This is a genomic window from Novosphingobium sp. BAM6 (assembly GCF_057784955.1).
Window position 1 is genome coordinate 429,697 of the sequence record NZ_JBYNTR010000002.1, and the last position, 16,084, is coordinate 445,780.

At 68.3% G+C, this 16,084-nt stretch carries 18 protein-coding genes; 12 read left to right on the forward strand and 6 right to left on the reverse strand.

The features are described 5' to 3' along the window. The first annotated feature begins 8 nt into the window (after positions 1-8). The 8 genes from AC3EC3_RS10655 to cobU are packed head-to-tail and all read left to right on the forward strand — an operon-like array spanning position 9 to position 6,599. Entirely contained in the window at positions 9-416 is a 408-nt protein-coding gene (locus AC3EC3_RS10655) for a DUF1636 domain-containing protein (RefSeq protein WP_488489588.1), read from the forward strand. Continuing rightward, positions 413-1,429: a nicotinate-nucleotide--dimethylbenzimidazole phosphoribosyltransferase gene (gene cobT, locus AC3EC3_RS10660; RefSeq protein ID WP_488489589.1), complete on the forward strand. Its 1,017-nt coding sequence runs from the start codon at positions 413-415 to the stop codon at positions 1,427-1,429. Before AC3EC3_RS10655 ends, cobT begins: the two co-directional genes overlap by 4 nt. Continuing rightward, positions 1,426-1,995 (forward strand): histidine phosphatase family protein, encoded by a 570-nt coding sequence (locus AC3EC3_RS10665; protein WP_488489590.1) that lies wholly within the window; start codon positions 1,426-1,428, stop codon positions 1,993-1,995. The genes cobT and AC3EC3_RS10665 overlap by 4 nt, the downstream gene beginning before the upstream one ends. Beyond that, positions 1,992-2,714 (forward strand): adenosylcobinamide-GDP ribazoletransferase, encoded by a 723-nt coding sequence (cobS, locus tag AC3EC3_RS10670; RefSeq protein ID WP_488489591.1) that lies wholly within the window; start codon positions 1,992-1,994, stop codon positions 2,712-2,714. Before AC3EC3_RS10665 ends, cobS begins: the two co-directional genes overlap by 4 nt. Further along, positions 2,711-3,700: a threonine-phosphate decarboxylase CobD gene (gene cobD / locus AC3EC3_RS10675; protein ID WP_488489592.1), complete on the forward strand. Its 990-nt coding sequence runs from the start codon at positions 2,711-2,713 to the stop codon at positions 3,698-3,700. The genes cobS and cobD overlap by 4 nt, the downstream gene beginning before the upstream one ends. Beyond that, positions 3,693-4,634, forward strand: a complete 942-nt coding sequence (gene cbiB, locus AC3EC3_RS10680; protein ID WP_488489593.1) for an adenosylcobinamide-phosphate synthase CbiB — start codon at positions 3,693-3,695, stop codon at positions 4,632-4,634. Before cobD ends, cbiB begins: the two co-directional genes overlap by 8 nt. A 1-nt stretch (position 4,635) precedes the next feature. Continuing rightward, a complete protein-coding gene (locus AC3EC3_RS10685; RefSeq protein ID WP_488489594.1) occupies positions 4,636-6,096 on the forward strand; it encodes a cobyric acid synthase in 1,461 nt (486 codons plus the stop codon). Beyond that, the gene (gene cobU / locus AC3EC3_RS10690; protein WP_488489595.1) at positions 6,093-6,599 is read left to right on the forward strand and encodes a bifunctional adenosylcobinamide kinase/adenosylcobinamide-phosphate guanylyltransferase; all 507 of its coding nucleotides are present in this window, start codon (positions 6,093-6,095) and stop codon (positions 6,597-6,599) included. The genes AC3EC3_RS10685 and cobU overlap by 4 nt, the downstream gene beginning before the upstream one ends. A gap of 196 nt (positions 6,600-6,795) precedes the next feature. Here cobU and AC3EC3_RS10695 read toward each other — a convergent pair whose 3' ends face one another. Further along, on the reverse strand, positions 6,796-7,410 hold the full coding sequence (locus tag AC3EC3_RS10695; RefSeq protein WP_488489596.1) for a TlpA family protein disulfide reductase: 615 nt from the start codon (positions 7,408-7,410) through the stop codon (positions 6,796-6,798). Positions 7,411-7,429: 19 nt separating this feature from the next. On the opposite strand from AC3EC3_RS10695, the gene argH reads away from it, so the two are divergent. Genes argH through lysA form a run of 3 tightly spaced genes read left to right on the forward strand, consistent with a single transcriptional unit; the run spans position 7,430 to position 10,435 of the window. Continuing rightward, positions 7,430-8,803 (forward strand): argininosuccinate lyase, encoded by a 1,374-nt coding sequence (argH, locus tag AC3EC3_RS10700; RefSeq protein ID WP_488489843.1) that lies wholly within the window; start codon positions 7,430-7,432, stop codon positions 8,801-8,803. An 8-nt stretch (positions 8,804-8,811) separates the two neighbouring features. Beyond that, complete coding sequence (locus AC3EC3_RS10705) at positions 8,812-9,156, forward strand: hypothetical protein (protein WP_488489844.1); 345 nt, start codon at positions 8,812-8,814, stop codon at positions 9,154-9,156. A gap of 19 nt (positions 9,157-9,175) precedes the next feature. Beyond that, on the forward strand, positions 9,176-10,435 hold the full coding sequence (gene lysA, locus AC3EC3_RS10710; protein ID WP_488489597.1) for a diaminopimelate decarboxylase: 1,260 nt from the start codon (positions 9,176-9,178) through the stop codon (positions 10,433-10,435). Positions 10,436-10,498: 63 nt separating this feature from the next. Here lysA and AC3EC3_RS10715 read toward each other — a convergent pair whose 3' ends face one another. After that, positions 10,499-11,047, reverse strand: coding sequence for a superoxide dismutase family protein (locus AC3EC3_RS10715; protein WP_488489598.1), 549 nt, complete (start codon positions 11,045-11,047; stop codon positions 10,499-10,501). Between the two features lie 158 nt (positions 11,048-11,205). On the opposite strand from AC3EC3_RS10715, the gene AC3EC3_RS10720 reads away from it, so the two are divergent. Then, positions 11,206-12,006, forward strand: coding sequence for a precorrin-2 dehydrogenase/sirohydrochlorin ferrochelatase family protein (locus AC3EC3_RS10720; RefSeq protein WP_488489599.1), 801 nt, complete (start codon positions 11,206-11,208; stop codon positions 12,004-12,006). A gap of 212 nt (positions 12,007-12,218) precedes the next feature. On the opposite strand, the gene ruvX is transcribed toward AC3EC3_RS10720, so the two are convergent. From ruvX to lepB, 4 genes are read right to left on the reverse strand one after another with little or no spacing between them, the layout of a single operon-like run. After that, positions 12,219-12,761, reverse strand: a complete 543-nt coding sequence (ruvX, locus tag AC3EC3_RS10725) for a Holliday junction resolvase RuvX (protein WP_488489600.1) — start codon at positions 12,759-12,761, stop codon at positions 12,219-12,221. Then, positions 12,689-13,987, reverse strand: coding sequence for a DUF3089 domain-containing protein (locus AC3EC3_RS10730; RefSeq protein WP_488489601.1), 1,299 nt, complete (start codon positions 13,985-13,987; stop codon positions 12,689-12,691). Before AC3EC3_RS10730 ends, ruvX begins: the two co-directional genes overlap by 73 nt. 13 nt (positions 13,988-14,000) lie before the next feature. Beyond that, complete coding sequence (locus AC3EC3_RS10735; RefSeq protein WP_488489602.1) at positions 14,001-15,143, reverse strand: AI-2E family transporter; 1,143 nt, start codon at positions 15,141-15,143, stop codon at positions 14,001-14,003. Between the two features lie 16 nt (positions 15,144-15,159). Further along, complete coding sequence (lepB, locus tag AC3EC3_RS10740) at positions 15,160-16,080, reverse strand: signal peptidase I (RefSeq protein WP_488489603.1); 921 nt, start codon at positions 16,078-16,080, stop codon at positions 15,160-15,162. Positions 16,081-16,084: the final 4 nt, after the last annotated feature.

The following is a 16,084-nucleotide window of genomic DNA, read 5'->3' on the forward strand; positions in this document are numbered from 1 at the left end:
GACCGATCATGCTGACGCCTGTCGAGGATGGCCCGGCCATCGTGGCCTGCAACACCTGCCGCCACAGCGCCGACGCGCGCGAGGACGCCACGGGCCTTCGCGGCGGCGCGAAACTGGTCGCGGTGCTGCGCGAAGTGCAGGCCGGGGACGCGCGCTATGCCGGGATCGCGGTGCAGGAGATGCCCTGCCTGTTCGCCTGCACCGAGCACTGCACCGTCCACCTGCGCGCGCCGGGCAAGGTCGGCTATGTGCTCGGCCGCTTCACACCCGATCGCGAGGCAGCGACCGCGCTGCTCGACTATGCCGCGCACTATGCCGAAAGCGAGCACGGGCGCGTGCCGTTCAAGCAGTGGCCGCAGGCGATCAAGGGCCACTTCATCACCCGTACGCCTCCGCAAGGATTTGTCGTCGAATGACCGCGTTCCCCTCTATCGCCGCTTTCGAGGCCGCACTGGCCGATCTTCCCGTTGCCGATCCGGGTGCCATCGCCGCCGCCCGCGCGCGGCAGGCGCAGCTGACCAAGCCTGCCGGATCGCTCGGGCGACTGGAGGACATCGCGGTGTTCCTCGCCGGTTGGCAGGGCAACGAACGCCCGGCGCTCCAACGCGGACGCGCGGCGATTTTCGCGGGCAACCACGGCTTTGTCGTCCATGGCGTGAGCCCCTATCCGGCGAGCGTGACTGCCGCGATGGTCGAGAACTTCCGCAGCGGCGGCGCGGCGATCAACGCGCTGGCGGGCGTGGCAGGGCTGGAACTGACCGTGGTTCCGCTCGATCTCGATCGCCCGACGGCGGACTTCACGGTTGATGCGGCCATGACCGAGGAGGAATGTCTGGCCGCGCTTTGCGCAGGGGCCAGGGTGGTCACGCCCGATCTCGACCTGCTGGTGATCGGCGAGATGGGTATTGGCAACACCACTGCCGCCGCCGCCCTGTGCGCCCGCAGCTTCGGCGGCGATCCGGCGCAATGGGTCGGCCCCGGCACCGGGCTCGATCCCGACGGAGTCGCGCGCAAGTGCCGCGTGGTGGAGCGCGCGCTGGCCTTCCATGCCGACGCGCCGATGACGCCGTTCGAGACCCTGCGTCGCCTTGGCGGGCGCGAGATCGCGGCGATGGCAGGCGCGGTGCTGGCCGCGCGACGGCTGCGCATTCCGGTGATGCTGGACGGGTTCATCACCTGCGCGGCGCTTGCTCCGCTGGCACTCGCCGTTCCCGCGATCACCGACCATTGCCTTGCCGGGCACTGCTCTGCGGAACGGGGTCATGCGCTGCTGCTGGAGCGCCTCGGCCTTGCGCCGCTGCTCCGGCTCGATCTGCGACTTGGCGAAGGCAGCGGTGCAGCGGTGGCGGTGCAGATCGTCCGCTCGGCGCTGGCGATGCATGCGGGCATGGCGACTTTCGCCGAAGCGGGCGTGGCGAACCGGGCGTGAGCGGGTTTCTCGTCCATCTCCTGCGCCATGGCGCGCCGCCGGTGCCGGGGCTGTTGCTCGGCCATCGCGACCCGCCGGTTACGCCGCAGGGCATGGCCGCCTGCCTTGCGCGGGTGCAGGCTCTTGCGTTCGCGGCGGTCGCCAGCTCCGACCTGCAACGGTGCGCGGCAACGGCGCAGCAGTTGACGCAAGCACGGGGCCTGTCTTGCAAGACCGATCCGCGCTGGCGCGAACTCGATTTCGGGGACTGGGACGGGCTGGCTCCCGATGAGGTGGACCCGACCGCGCTGGCCGCGTTCCATGCCGATCCCGATGGCAGTCCGCCGCCGCAGGGCGAGCGCTGGTCGGCGCTGGTCACGCGTGTCGGCGAGGCGCTGGCGGCCTTGCCTGCGCGCGATACGCTGGTCGTGACGCATGCGGGGGCGATCCGCGCGGCGCTGGCGGCGCAGCTCGGTTTCGCGCAAGGCCAGCTCTGGGCCTTCGATCTGCCCTATGCTTCGGTGCTGACGCTGCGCATGTGGGAGCGAAGCCCCCGCATGGCGCAGATCGTGGGGCTTGCCGCATGAAGGGCCTGATCGTCGCGATCCAGTTCCTGACGCGCCTGCCGACGCCGCGCGTCACTGTGACAGCGGAGGATTTCTCCGCCTCGATACGCTGGTTTCCGGCGGCGGGCTTGCTGGTGGGCGCGCTGGTCGCAGCGGCGGCCAGGGCGGGGGCTTGCCTCGACAACTGGACCGGGGCGCTTGTCGGGCTGGTCGTGTGGGTGCTCGTCACCGGCGCGCTGCATCTCGATGGGCTTGGCGACATGGCCGATGCCAGCGGTGCGGCGCACAAGGACGCCGAACGGCTGCGCGCGGTGCTTGCCGATCCGCATGTCGGCAGCTTCGGGGTGACGGCGATTGCCCTGCAACTGGTCGCCAAGCTGGTGCTGCTGCACGGTGTGCTCGATCGCGGACTGGTGGGGGCGCTGGTGCTCGTCCCGTTCGCCGCGCGGATCGCTCCGCTGGTGTGGACGCGCGTGCTGGCCCCGCTGCACGAAGGGCTCGCCTCGCGCTTTCGCGATGCGGTGCGCCCGCGCGATCTGGCGCTGTGGAGCATCGCGCTGCTGGTCGCGGCGTGGTTCGTGCCCGCTCTGCTGGTGGGCGTGCCGGCGGCATGGCTCTGGGCACGCTGGCTGTCGCGCCGGATCGGCGGGATTTCCGGCGACGGCCACGGCGCGGGCATCGAACTGATTGAGACCGCCATCCTGCTGGGGCTCGTCGTGCAGGGAGCGCTGATGACATGAGCACGCGCTGGACCTGGCATGGCGGCGGCCTCAGCGCCGCGCGCGCGCACTTCGGCGAGGGCGAGCTGCCCTGGCTCGACCTTTCGACCGGGATCAATCCGCAGCCCTGGCCTCACGCGCAAAGCCTTGCCATCGACTGGCAGAGCCTGCCCGACGAAGGTGCCTTGCGCGATCTGGAGGCAGCGGCGGCGAAGCACTTCGGCTGCGATCCGGCGCATGTCTGCGCCGTGCCGGGCACCGAAGTCGGCCTGCGGCTGGTCGGCGACCTGCTGGGACAGGCCTCTGCCTTTCACCTTGCCCCGACCTATCGCACCCATGGCGAGATCGTGGCGGGCAGCCGTGAGGTCTCGTCGTCCGAAGTCGAAATGGCGGATGGTGAAACATTGATCCTCGCCAATCCCAACAACCCCGATGGACGCCTTCTGCAACCTGCAAAGCTGATGGCATGGCTCGCCCGGCGCGGCGCCAAAGGCTGGCTGATCGTCGACGAAGCCTTTGCCGATTGCCACGAGGGGATGAGCCTTGTCGCAGAGGTGTCCGATCACCGCCGCCTGCTGGTATTCCGCTCGTTCGGCAAGTTCTTCGGGCTGGCCGGGGTGCGGCTGGGTTTCGTGATCGGACCGCGCGATGTACTGGTGGCGCTGCGTGCGCGATTGGGGGCATGGCCGGTATCGGCCGCCGCCATTGCCATCGGCACGGCGGCCTATCGTGACACGGCGTGGATCGCGCAGACCCGCGCCCGTCTGGTCGAGGACGCAGGAGTGCTGGATCGAGGTCTGGCGGAGCTTGACTTCGTAACGCGAGGCGTCTGCCCGCTGTTCCGCCTGATCGATTGTCCGGATGCTCATGCCCTGTTCGGACATCTCGCACACCACGCGATCCTGACGCGCCCGTTCGACGCCCAGCCGCACTGGCTGCGGCTGGGCCTTCCGCCGAGTGCGGAAGCGCGCGCGCGGTTGCTGTCCGTGCTGGCATCCCATGGTTGAGCCGGTCGCGCTGGTGGCGCTGGTGCTCGATGCGGCGTTCGGGTGGCCGGGGAATGTCTATCGCCGGATCGGGCATCCGGTGGGCCTGTTCGCACGCGTGATCGACGCGGGGGAGCGGCGCTGGAATGATCCCGAACGCCGGGAGGCGACGCGGCGGATGCTGGGTGTGGCGCTGGTCGTTATCCTGCTGGGCGGTGTGATCGGTGTTACGCTCGCGCTCGAATATCTGCTGCGTGCGATCTGGGGAGCGCATGCCTGGATTTTCATCGGGGCGTTGGCGTGGCCTGCGCTGGCGCAGCGCAGTCTCTATGACCATGTGCGGCCCATCGCGATTTCGCTGTCGCGAGGCGAAGTGATCGGCGCGCGGCGGGGCGTGGCGATGATCGTCGGGCGCGATGTCGAGGGTCTGGACGCTGCCGGAATCGCCCGCGCCGCGATCGAGAGTCTGGCCGAAAGCTTCTGCGACGGGATCGCCGCGCCGCTGTTCTGGCTGCTGGTCGGCGGGCTGCCCGGCGTCTGGGCCTACAAGGCGATCAACACCGCAGACAGCCTGATAGGCCACCGCGAGCCGCGCTGGCGCGCGTTCGGCTGGGCCTCTGCGCGGCTGGACGACGTGCTCAACCTGATCCCGGCGCGTCTGGGCGGGATGGTCCTGTGCCTTGCAGGGGGTGGAGGCTGGCGCGTGCTGTGGCGCGACCACGCGCGCCATGCCTCGCCCAACGCCGGCTGGACCGAGGCGGCGATGGCGGGCGCGCTGGGGTTGAGGCTGGCCGGGCCGGTGTCATACGATGGGGCGTTGCAGGACAAGCCATGGATCGGCGGTGGGCGGACAGAGGCTTGTGCCGACGATGTATTCCGTGCGCTGCGGGTCTATGTGCGGGCCTGTGTGCTGCTCGCGCTGATCGCGGCGGGCGTTCTTTGGGGGATGGGGTAAGATGGGCGCCTTGATGTTGCAGGGCACGGGCTCGGACGTGGGCAAGTCGGTGCTGGTGGCGGGGCTGTGCCGGGCCTTTGCCAATCGCGGTCTGGCGGTGCGCCCGTTCAAGCCGCAGAACATGTCGAACAATGCCGCCGTCACCATCGACGCGGGTGAGATCGGCCGGGCGCAGGCGCTTCAGGCGCTGGCCTGCCGGGTCGAGCCGCATACCGACATGAACCCGGTGCTGCTGAAGCCGCAGGCCGATCATACCTCGCAACTGGTGGTGCAGGGGCAGGTGCGCGGGACCATCGGCGGCGGCAATTTTCGCGAAGCGCGCGCGGCGCTGCTGCCGCAAGTGCTGGAAAGCTGGGAGCGGCTGCGCGCGCAGTCGGACGTTGTGGTCGTCGAAGGCGCGGGCGCAGCGGCGGAAATCAACCTGCGCGCGGGCGATATCGCCAACATGGGCTTTGCGCGCGCTGCGAAAGTGCCCGTCGTGCTGGTCGGCGATATCGACCGGGGCGGGGTGATCGCCTCGCTGGTGGGGACGCGCACGGTGCTTGCCCCGGACGACGCGGCGATGATCCGGGGCTTTCTCGTCAACAAGTTCCGCGGCACGCCCAGCCTGTTCGCGGATGGCTATGCGCAGATAGAGGCGCTGTCGGGCTGGCGGGGTTATGGCGTGATCCCGTGGCTCCATGCTGCCGCGCGGTTGCCCAGCGAGGATGCGGTGGTGCTGGAAAGGCCCGATAGCTCGTGCCGCGCCGCGCTGCGCATCGCCTGTCCAATCCTGCCGCGTATCGCCAATTTCGACGATCTCGATCCGCTCAAGGCCGAGAGCGGCGTCGAACTGGTGATGGTGCCGCCCGGCCAGCCGATCCCGCTCGACTGCGATCTGGTGATCCTGCCCGGCTCGAAGGCGACGCTGGCCGACATGGCGGCGGTGCGCGAGCAGGGCTGGCATATCGATATTCTCGCCCACCACCGGCGTGGCGGCCGCGTGCTGGGCATCTGCGGCGGCTACCAGATGCTGGGGCGCGTGATCCGCGATCCGCGCGGGATCGAAGGACAGCCGGGGGAAATCGCAGGACTGGGCCTGCTCGATGTCGAGACCGAACTGACCTCCGGCAAGACGCTGCTGCGCGTCTCGGGCGCCGCGATGGGGCAGACGTTCGAGGGCTTCGAGATGCATATGGGCGAGACCTCCGGGCCGGATTGCGCCCGGCCTTTCGCCACGCTGGACGGTACGCGCGCGGATGGCGCGATGGGCGCGGACGGGCGGGTGATCGGCACCTATGTCCACGGGGCTTTTGCCAGTACGGGGCTGCGGACGGCTTTGCTGGAGCGTTTCGGCGTCGCCTCCGATGGACGCAGCCATGCTTCCACGGTCGATGCCGCGCTTGACGAGATCGCTGTCGAGCTGGAGCGTCATGTCGATGTCGGCGGGCTGATGCGCATGGCGCTGGGGCGCGAGCGATGAGCAGCCTGCTGGTGATCGGCGGCGCGCGTTCGGGCAAGAGCCGCTACGCGCAAGGGCGGGCCGAGGCGCTCGGGCAAGAGGCGGTCTATATCGCCACCGCGCAGGCCTTCGACGAGGAGATGCACGCGCGGATCGCCAGCCACAAGGCCGATCGCGGCGAGGGGTGGCGAACGGTGGAAGCTCCGCTTGACCTGCCGCAGGCCCTGGCGGCGAACGATGGCGAGGGCGCGGTGTTGCTGGTCGATTGCCTGACGCTGTGGACCAGCAACCTGATGCTGGCCGACCGCGATATTCCCGAGGCGCTCGACAGGCTGATCGAGGCGATAAATGCCGCACGCGGCACGGTGATCCTCGTCACCAACGAGGTCGGGCTGGGGATCGTGCCCGATAACGCGCTGGCCCGCCGCTTTCGCGATGCGGCGGGGATCGTCAACCAGCGCGTCGCCGCGTGCGTGGAGGAGGTCCAGTTCCTGTGCGCGGGGCTGAACCTCCGGATGAAATGAGTCTTTCGGTGGAAAATGCCGTTCAGGCATTTTCGGCCCGGCACCGGCCCTCTCCCCCACCCGGCCTCCCACAAATGTACCCTGTTGGGAGGCTGGCCCCCTCAGCGAATATGTCCCCCGGACATGTTCGTGATCTTCGGGACGGGAGAGGGCCGGTGCCGCAAAATCCGCATGGCGCGGATTTTCAAACAGACCCCTACTTCGCCTCGGCGATCAGCTTCTGGGCGACAGGGCTGGTCCAGTCGTTGCCGCCCGACCAGCGCCAGACCTCGCGGCCCTGACTGTCGAACAGGATCGTCTCGGGCAGGTTGCCGCCGTACTTGAAGCCGAGATCGCCCTCGTTGTCGGTCCACGGCGCGATGTGCTTGAGCTTGCGGCGCTGGAGTATCTCGGCGGCCTTGTCGGGCTGGCCCATGTTCTGCGAGATCGGCAGGATCTTCACCGGATAGTCCGCCTTCGCCGCCAGCGTATCGAGCGTTGGCAGTTCCGCGACGCAGGGCGCGCACCATGTCGCCCACAGGTTCACCAGCACCGGCTTGCCCTTCAGCGAGGTCAGCTCCAGCTTGTGGCCGGAGACGTCGACCAGCGTGATCTGCGGCAGCGGCTCGCCCTTGTGCGAACGGTCGAGCGTGCCGGTCACGGCGGGCGCCGGTGCGGCAGTGGCGCTAGCGGCAGGCGTATCGCTGGCCTCCTGCGACGGTGCAGGTTGCGCGGCGTCCTTGCTTTGCCTATCGCAGCCCCCGGCGAGGAGCGTGGCTGTCCCCGCCAGCGATGCGAGGATTAGCGACTTGAGCGATTTCGAAGAGAGCAAGGCAGGCGGCTCCAACCAGATGTGGGGCGGACGGTTCGCGGAAGGACCGTCGGCGATCATGCGCGAGATAAATGCCTCGATCCCCTTCGACAAGGCGCTGTGGCGTCAGGATATCGCCGCCAGCAAGGCACATGTCGCGATGCTGGGCGCCTGCGGCATCGTTTCGGCGGCAGATGCCGTGACGATCCGCGACGGTCTGGATGCGGTCGCGGCGGAGTACGAGGTCAGCGGAGTCCCGGAAAACTGGGATCTCGAAGACATTCACATGACCACCGAAAGCCGCCTTGCCGAACTGATCGGCCCGGCGGCAGGCCGCCTGCATACCGCACGCAGCCGCAACGATCAGGTCGCCACCGATTTCCGTCTGTGGGTCCGCGATGCGATGGATCAGGCGATCTCGGGGCTCGACGCCCTGCAGGTCGCGCTCGTCGCGCGCGCGGGTGAACATGCCGATTCGATCATGCCCGGCTTCACGCATCTGCAGACCGCGCAGCCGGTGACGCTCGGCCATCACCTGATGGCCTATTACGAGATGATCGGGCGCGACCGTTCGCGCTTTGCCGATGCGAGGAAGCGGATGAACCGCAGCCCGCTGGGCGCAGCAGCGCTGGCAGGCACCGGCTTCCCGATCGACCGGACGATGACCGCGAAAGCGCTGGGCTTCGACGCGCCGACCGACAACAGCCTCGATTCGGTGTCCGATCGCGACTTCGCGCTCGATTACCTGATGGCCGCCAGCCAGTGCGCCCTGCATCTCTCGCGTCTGGCGGAAGAGTTTATCATCTGGGCCAGCCAGCCGTTCGGCTTCGTCGCGCTGCCTGACAGCCTTTCCACCGGCAGCTCGATCATGCCGCAGAAGAAGAACCCGGACGCTGCCGAACTGGTGCGCGGCCATTCGGGACGGATCACCGGTTGCCTGATGGCGCTGATGATGACGATGAAGGGCCTGCCGCTCGCCTATTCGAAGGACATGCAGGACGACAAGCCGCCGGTGTTCGAGGCCGCCGGGCTGCTGGCGCTGTCGATCGCGGCGATGACCGGCATGGTTGCCGAGACCCGCTTCAAGACCGACCGCATGCGCAGCGCCGCCGAACTCGGCTTTGCGACCGCGACTGACCTTGCCGACTGGCTGGTGCGTGAGGGTGATATCCCCTTCCGCGAGGCGCACCACATCACTGGCGCAGCGGTCAAGCTGGCGGAGACGCGCGGCCTTGCGCTCGACCAGTTGCCGTTGGACGACCTGAAAGCCATCGACAGCCGCATCGACGAGCGCGTATTCAAGGCGCTCTCGGTCGAGGCCTCGGTCGCCGCGCGCAAGTCGCACGGCGGTACGGCGCCCGATCAGGTTCGTCTGCGTGTGGCCGAGGCGCGCGTGGCGCTCGGTCTGGAGTGATTGAATTGATGCGTTTTTCCGGCAAGATCGCTGTCGTTTCCGCTCTCGCACTGTCGCTTGCGCTGGCCGCCTGCGGGCAGCGTGCAGAGCTGAAACCGCCCAAGGGCGCGATGCTTCCGCCCGCGCCCTATGGCGTGAGCGAGCGTCCGAATTCGACAGCGCTGCTCAAGACGCCGACGATCGCGATCCCGGAGCGCAACCTCGAACTGCGCACCAAGTCGGAAACGCGCGAGGACGATCCGTTCAACCTGCCGCCGCCGGAAAAACCCGATCCGACAGCGACTTCGACGCCGTCCGATACGCCGACCGCGAACCCGACAGAAACGCCCACAACCGGGGCACAGGGCAACTGAGCCCGCCACAGGACCGTCCATGAACCATTTCGACATTACAGACGGCGTGCTTCACGCCGAACAGGTCTCGCTGGCCGAAATCGCCCGTGAGGTCGGCACCCCGGTCTATGTCTATTCGCGCGGCACCATCGCCCGCCACGCCCGCGTGTTCCGCGAGGCGCTGGCTGCCGTGGACCGGGTCCACATCGCCTTCGCGGTGAAGGCGAACCCGAACCTTGCGGTGCTGCGTCTGCTGGCCAGGGAAGGCTACGGTGCCGATGTGGTCTCCGAAGGCGAGATGCGCCGCGCGTTGGCGGCGGGTATCCCGGCGCAGGACGTGGTATTCTCGGGCGTGGGCAAGACGACGCGTGAACTGGTCGCCGCGCTCGAAGCCGGGATCGGCCAGTTCAACCTCGAAAGCGAGGAAGAGGGCCACGAACTGGCGGACATCGCCGAGGCCCGCGGGCTGGTCGCCTCTTGTGCGCTTCGCGTGAACCCCGATGTCGATGCCAAGACCCATGCCAAGATCTCGACCGGCAAGGCCGAGAACAAGTTCGGCGTCGCCTATGATCGTGCTGCCGGGATCTATGCCCGCCTTGCCGCGCGTCCCGGCCTGATGATGCGCGGGCTGGCCGTGCATATCGGCAGCCAGATCACCGACCTCGAACCCTCGCGCCAGGCCTTTGCCAAGATGGGCGACCTGATGCGCGCGATCCGCGCGGACGGTTTCGCGGTCACGCACATGGACCTCGGCGGCGGTCTGGGCGTGCCGTACAAGACCACCGATGTGCTGCCCGGTCCCGCCGAATACGGCGCGATGGTGGCCGAGGTCACGAAGGACTGGGACGTCACCGTGATGTTCGAGCCGGGCCGCGTGATCGTCGGCAATGCCGGGCTGCTTGTGACCGAAGTGGTGCGCGTGAAGCAGGGCACGGGCGCGCCGTTCGTGGTCGTCGACGCGGCGATGAACGACCTTGCCCGCCCGGCGATGTACGATGCCTGGCACGATTTCGACGCGGTGACGCCTTCGGGCGAGACCATGGTGGCCAACATCGTCGGCCCGATCTGCGAAAGTTCGGATACTTTTGCGATGGGTCGCACCATCGACGTGGTGAAGGCGGGCGATCTGGCGGTGTTCCGCACGGCGGGCGCCTATGGCGCGACGATGGCGAACACCTACAACAGCCGCGCGCTGGTGCCCGAAGTCATGGTCGATGGCGACAAGTGGGCGCTCGTCGCCGCGCGTATCGAGCCCTCGACCATCCTTGCTGCCGAGCAGGTGCCTGACTGGCTGGCGTAAGGTATGTTGAAACCAGCCCCGTGCGAGGCGTGACCTTACACGGGGCTGTCTCGAAGCGCTGCCTCAGTGAATGACCGCGCAGGCGATGCGGTCGCCCGCGCCGCCGATCGGCTGGGTGGTGTAGTCGTCGGGCTTGGCGTGGATCACCAGCGCCGAGCCATCGGCATCGAGCAGTGCGGGGCGCCCGCCTTCGCCGTGGAGCGAGGCCAGCGTCGAATGCAGCTCGACCATCGCCTTGCCCTTGGCATCGACGTAGAGGTTTGGCAGGTCGCCCGCGTCGTTCTCACCCTGCATCATGAAGCCGTGAACGACGGGCGTCTGCATATGGACATGCGCGCCTGCGGCCTTGAACATGGCGTCGCTGCAATCGCCTTTTTCATGGAAATGCATGCCGTGCCAGCCTGCGGGCAGGCCACGGGCATCGACGCGCAGCAACACGCCCGAGGCCGTTTCCTTGAGGCTGATGGTGCCGATCGCCTTGTGGGCGGTGTCGTAGATCGTGCCGGTCGCGGTATCAGCCGCAGTGCCGGGGGCGGGTGCCTGGGCGCTGGCGGCCGTGCACAGGCCTGCCATGAGCAGGAGGGCGGAGAGCTTTCCGATATGGGGGGGCATTCGCAGTTCCTTCGTTGAGATGAACGTTCGGTGCGCTTGTGCTGGGTATGCGTCGCAATAGCGGTGCGGTCCAGACAAAAGGCGCCGCGATTTCAGCGCGGGAGTGTGAATCTGGAGCTTGCTGGCATAACCGCCGTGCAGCCGCTAGGCTCCCGGCCATGATCGAAAGCCTGCCGCTGTTCCACCGCATCGCCGACGCGCCCGTGATCGTCATGGGCAGCGGCGATGCCGCCGAGGCCAAGCGGCGACTGGTGGCGCGCGCGGGCGGACGGATTTTCACCCAGCTTGCCGAGGGCACCGCGGCAGGGGCCAGGCTGGCGTTCCTCGCTTTCGAGCCGGAAGAGGGTGTTCTCGCCGAGCGCCTTGTCGCCGAGGCCCGCGCGGCCGGATTGCTGGTGAACGTCACCGATCGTCCGGCCTTGTGCGATTTCACCGTCCCCTCGATCCTCGACCGCGCGCCGTTGCTGCTCGCCATCGGTACGGGCGGCGCTTCGGCGGGGCTCGCCAAGGCGGTACGGCTGCGGCTGGAAGCGCTGTTGCCGCAAGGGCTGGGGCGCCTTGCGCGTGCGCTGGGCGAGGGGAGGCCACTGCTGCGCCAACGCCTTCCCGATGCCTCGGAACGCCGCCGCGCGCTCGACGCCGCGCTGGGCGAGGGCGGTGCGCTCGACCTCCTGCGCGAGCATCCCGAAGGCGCAGTGCCCCGCTGGCTGGAGGACGCGAGCGGCGGGCCCTCGGGCATGGTCGAGATCGTGTTGCGCAGTGCCGATCCCGAAGACCTGACCTTGCGCGAGGCGCGCCTGCTCGGCTCGGTCGACCTGCTGCTTCACGAACCTCGCGTGCCTCCCGCGATCCTCGACCGCGCCCGCGCCGACGCGGTGCGCGAGGTGCTGCCCGATGGCGCGACGGTGCCGGAGGCGCGGGCGGGCGAGGGCTTTGTCGTGGTACTGCGGGAGCCGTGATCGGGGGGGGGGCGGTGTTCGGCAGGGCTTCGCGTTGCTTGGCAGGCCTTCCGCCCACGCTTGTTATGCCCGCTCCCACCACCTTCGTCATTCCCGCGCAGGCGGGAATCCAGTTCCGCCCTCACGTCCACAGCACACCCTACCGTGTCACGCCGACTGGATCCCCGCCTGCGCGGGAATGACGAGGGTGGGGGACTGAGCGATATCTATCCTCAGAACATCCCCCCCGCCAGCGCGTCGATGGCGCCTTGCAGGATCACGGCGGCGGCGGCGGAATCGATGCGTTCGGAGCGTTTGGCGCGGCTCATGTCCTGTGCGATCAGGCTGCGCTCGGCGCCGGAGGTGGACCAGCGCTCGTCCCACAAGAGGATCGGTAGGCCGAGCACGGCCAGATTGCGGGCATAGGCGCGGCTGGACTGCGCGCGCGGGCCGGAGGAGCCGTCCATGTTGAGCGGCAGGCCGATGACGATGCCCTTGACCGAGCGCTCGCGGATTAGCGCTTCCATCGTGGCCTTGTCGGCGCCGAACTTGCCGCGCTTGATCGTTTTGCCGGGTGAGGCAAAGCGCCAGCCGGCATCGCAGAACGCGGTGCCGATGGTCTGGGTGCCAAGGTCCAGCCCCAACAGCGCACCGCCGCCGGGCAGGGCGTCGCGGTAATCGAGGGCACCAGTGAGGATCGGCGCTAGCGCTGCCTTCTGGCTCGTGCCGTCGTTCTTGGTGCCGCCGTCTTCAGCTGCGCCTGATGTGTCGTCCATATCTCTACCCGGTGCTCGAAATCCGCCCTGAGATTGGCCCAGAACAGCATCACGTCGTAGAGATGATAGTTGTTTCCGGGAAGCACGTAAGGCCCAAGATCGAGGTCTGGCGGCGATCCGATGTGGAGAATGTCGTCCGGGCCGCAGCGCGCGGGCACCACGCCGGGGGCGAGCGTGCCGGTCCAGGTCTTGAAGTCGGGCACCAGTGTGCCGAGGTTCGCCTTCGCGCCTGCCTCGATGGGGGCCTCGATGGGCGGCGGAGCATCGGTGGCGCTGTCTTCGGGCTCGGCAGAGGCCGTGCTGTGCTGCGATGCAGGCGTACCGCTGGCCGTAGGATCAGGAGCAGGCTCCATCGAGGCGCCCGTCAGCGGGTTGGTGCACAGGAACGGGCTGTTGCCCACGTGCTGGAAGTCCAGCCCCATGCGGCGGCCATAGGCGCGGCGCAGCATCTGTGTCTCGTCCGGGTCGGCGAAGCTGATCCAGCTGGCGACGCAGCCGGTGGAGTCCGCATCGTGGCACGCGGGCAGGCCCATGCGCGGCAGGTCGTGCTCCAGCGAGACTGGCCAGCCCACCGCATAAACCGCGACGATCCGGCGCGCGAGAGGCTGCCCCGCGACCCGGTCGCGCATCAGGCGGCGCAGCATGAAGGCGCCCTGGCTATGCCCGGCAAGGACGATCGGCTCGTCCTTGGGCACGTTTTTCAGAAACACGTCGAAGGCGGCGAGCACGTCGCCGTAAGCGAGTTGCAGCGCCTGGCTGGCCTGCGGGTCATCGGTCAGGAACGCACCAACGGCGGCCTGCCGATAGCGCGGGGCCCACAGGTCGAGCGTGGCGTTGAACGGTGTCGCGTTGGCCTTCACGAACAGGCGCGCGCGGCCGTTCGCCTCGGGATCGTCCAGACTGGCGTTCCACGCCGAGCGGGCGACGAAGCTGGTCGGGTGGACGAAGAACACCGCGACGCGCAGCGGCGTCTCGGGCGGCTGGACGCCGGGCGGTAGCCAGCGGGCGGGATCGTTCTGTGGGTTGCCCCCGGCCGAGGCCGGACGCGAAATCCACAGGCGCGGATCGTTGTAGGCCCCGGGGCTGACGGGAGGTTGGCGGACGAACTTCGCGGTCGGCACGAAGGCCATCTCGGTCAGTTCGTCGGCATAGATGCGCAGGAGAATGACCGCAGCGAGGGCGAGGACCACGAGGCCGGCGACGGCGTAGAGGAACTTGCGGGCCATCCGGGGACTGTCGTCAGTCGCCGGATGCAGCGCTGGCGGCGGCGACTTCGGCGGCGTGGTCGAAATCCTCGCGGTTGTGCGTGGCCTGCTGCTCCAGCCAGATCTTGATCATCGCCACCAGCGGATCGGCGAGGATCAGGCCGATTACGCCGAACAGCACGCCCATGATGAGCTGCGCGGCCAGCACCAGCGCCGGGGGCAGGTCCACCGTCTTGCGGGCGATCACGGGCACGATCACATAGCCGTCGATCAGGTGGATCATGACGTAGACGCCGATGGTGTAGAAGCCCATCTGCATGCCGCCGGAAAAGCCGACGAGGATCATCAGCATGCCCGAAATCGGCGCGCCGATATTGGGCATGAACGCCAGTAAGCCGGTGATGAGGCCCAGCAGCGCCGCCATCGGCACGCCGTAGCCCTGCAGCATCGCCCAGGTGAACACGCCCTCGATCACCATGCCGATCACGCGCCCGAACAGCAGGCGGCGCAGCGCGTGGCCCATCATCCGGGTGGTCTTCTCGAAGTGGCGGCGGCGGTCCTGCGGCAGCACCCACGCCACGCCGCGGCGATAGAGGCGCGGCTCCAGCGCGAAGTAGATGCCCAGCACCACGATCAGGAACACCGTCGTCACCGCGCCGATCAGGCCGCCGAGCGCTGCCGTCACCTGTCCGATGCCGGAAAGCCCCTCGTGCAGCAGGTTGCGCCAGTCGCCGATGCGCAGGTCGATGCCGTGATGGTCCAGCCAGAGCAGCAGTTCGCGGCCCTGCTTCTCGATGGTGGCGGGAAGCTGCGTTGCCTGCGTGGTGATCTGGTTGCCCGCGAAATGCGTCATCCACACGAAGAACAGCGCGGCGGCGAGCAGCACGATCCCCACGCACCAGGTGCGCGGGATCGGGATCACGCGGGCTACAAGGCGCGCGCCGCCGTCGATCAGGCTGCCGAAGACGATGCCGCCGAAGATCACCATCAGCGATTGCGAGAGGAACGCCACCAGCGCGAAGGCGGCGACCATGCCGACCCACACCAGCGCCTTGCGCACTTCGGTGCGGACCAGCGGATCGGCGATGTCGGTCGGCCCGGTATAGGCGACCATGGGCGTGGCATCCGCCCGAGGGTCTGCCGGGGTTTCCGTGTGATGCGTGCCCCCGCTCGCCATCAGTGCCCCCTTGCCATCAGTGGGGCGTCGTTTCCGCCAGCGAGACGCCGGGCTTGGTCACGGTGCCGTAGGCGGCCTTGGCGGCGGCCTCGTCGATCTTCGGGCGCAGGCTGGTGAAGGCACGGCCGCTGCGCAGCGCGTGGAACCAGCTGATCGGGTTCCAGCTTTCGGTGCCGTTGAGCGAGAAGGTCAGGAACTCTGCCCGGCCACCGATGTCGGAGAGCGGGACGGGACCGCCAAGGCCATTGCCCCACAGCGGTTCGCGGCTGTCGGCCGAATGGTCGCGGTCATCGCCCATCACGAAGACCTGACCCTTGGGAACCGTGATTTCGGGATAGTGGTCCAAGGGCTGATCCATGTGGTCGATAATGTCGTAACTCGCGCCGTTGGGCAGGGTTTCACGATAAAGCGGCAGTTCGCATACTTCCTTGCCCGAAGGCAGCTTGCCCTTGAGGCCGGGGAAGGTCTCTTCCTCGCACGGCTGATCTGGATCGACCGCCAGTTCCAGCGCGGGCTGCGCGCGCTGCGGCACCGGCTTGCCGTTGAGCACGATCTGGCCGTTGACCACGGCGATGCGGTCTCCGGGCAGGCCGACGACGCGCTTGATGAGGTCTTCCTTGCGGTTGCGCGGCACGACGATCACGATATCGCCGTACTGCGGGGTCTTGCCCGCGATCCGCCAGGTGCCGCGCGGCATCAGGTGGAAGCTGAGCGAGGACCAGTCCCAGCCATAGGGATACTTCGAGACGACCAGCCGATCGCCGACCAGCAGGTTGGGCATCATCGAGATCGAGGGGATGTAGAACGGCTTGGCCACGAACGAATGGAACGCCAGCACCGCCAGCAGCATCACCGCCAGGCCGCGCAATTCGCGCCACCAGTTGACCTTCTCGCCGTCCTTGCTGCCGGTGCTGTCGCTGGGGGGCGTCTTGGTCATGGTC

Bases quoted from the DNA above. Each gene is read 5' to 3' on its own strand.
- lysA (WP_488489597.1), top strand. From the start codon at position 9,176: ATGAACCATTTCGACATTACAGACGGCGTGCTTCACGCCGAACAGGTC.
- cobS (WP_488489591.1), top strand. From the start codon at position 1,992: ATGAAGGGCCTGATCGTCGCGATCCAGTTCCTGACGCGCCTGCCGACG.
- AC3EC3_RS10735 (WP_488489602.1), bottom strand. From the start codon at position 15,143: ATGGCGAGCGGGGGCACGCATCACACGGAAACCCCGGCAGACCCTCGG.
- cbiB (WP_488489593.1), top strand. From the start codon at position 3,693: ATGGTTGAGCCGGTCGCGCTGGTGGCGCTGGTGCTCGATGCGGCGTTC.
- AC3EC3_RS10715 (WP_488489598.1), bottom strand. From the start codon at position 11,047: ATGCCCCCCCATATCGGAAAGCTCTCCGCCCTCCTGCTCATGGCAGGC.
- AC3EC3_RS10655 (WP_488489588.1), top strand. From the start codon at position 9: ATGCTGACGCCTGTCGAGGATGGCCCGGCCATCGTGGCCTGCAACACC.
- argH (WP_488489843.1), top strand. From the start codon at position 7,430: ATGTGGGGCGGACGGTTCGCGGAAGGACCGTCGGCGATCATGCGCGAG.
- AC3EC3_RS10720 (WP_488489599.1), top strand. From the start codon at position 11,206: ATGATCGAAAGCCTGCCGCTGTTCCACCGCATCGCCGACGCGCCCGTG.
- cobD (WP_488489592.1), top strand. From the start codon at position 2,711: ATGAGCACGCGCTGGACCTGGCATGGCGGCGGCCTCAGCGCCGCGCGC.
- cobT (WP_488489589.1), top strand. From the start codon at position 413: ATGACCGCGTTCCCCTCTATCGCCGCTTTCGAGGCCGCACTGGCCGAT.
- AC3EC3_RS10705 (WP_488489844.1), top strand. From the start codon at position 8,812: ATGCGTTTTTCCGGCAAGATCGCTGTCGTTTCCGCTCTCGCACTGTCG.
- cobU (WP_488489595.1), top strand. From the start codon at position 6,093: ATGAGCAGCCTGCTGGTGATCGGCGGCGCGCGTTCGGGCAAGAGCCGC.
- AC3EC3_RS10730 (WP_488489601.1), bottom strand. From the start codon at position 13,987: ATGGCCCGCAAGTTCCTCTACGCCGTCGCCGGCCTCGTGGTCCTCGCC.
- AC3EC3_RS10685 (WP_488489594.1), top strand. From the start codon at position 4,636: ATGGGCGCCTTGATGTTGCAGGGCACGGGCTCGGACGTGGGCAAGTCG.
- lepB (WP_488489603.1), bottom strand. From the start codon at position 16,080: ATGACCAAGACGCCCCCCAGCGACAGCACCGGCAGCAAGGACGGCGAG.
- ruvX (WP_488489600.1), bottom strand. From the start codon at position 12,761: ATGGACGACACATCAGGCGCAGCTGAAGACGGCGGCACCAAGAACGAC.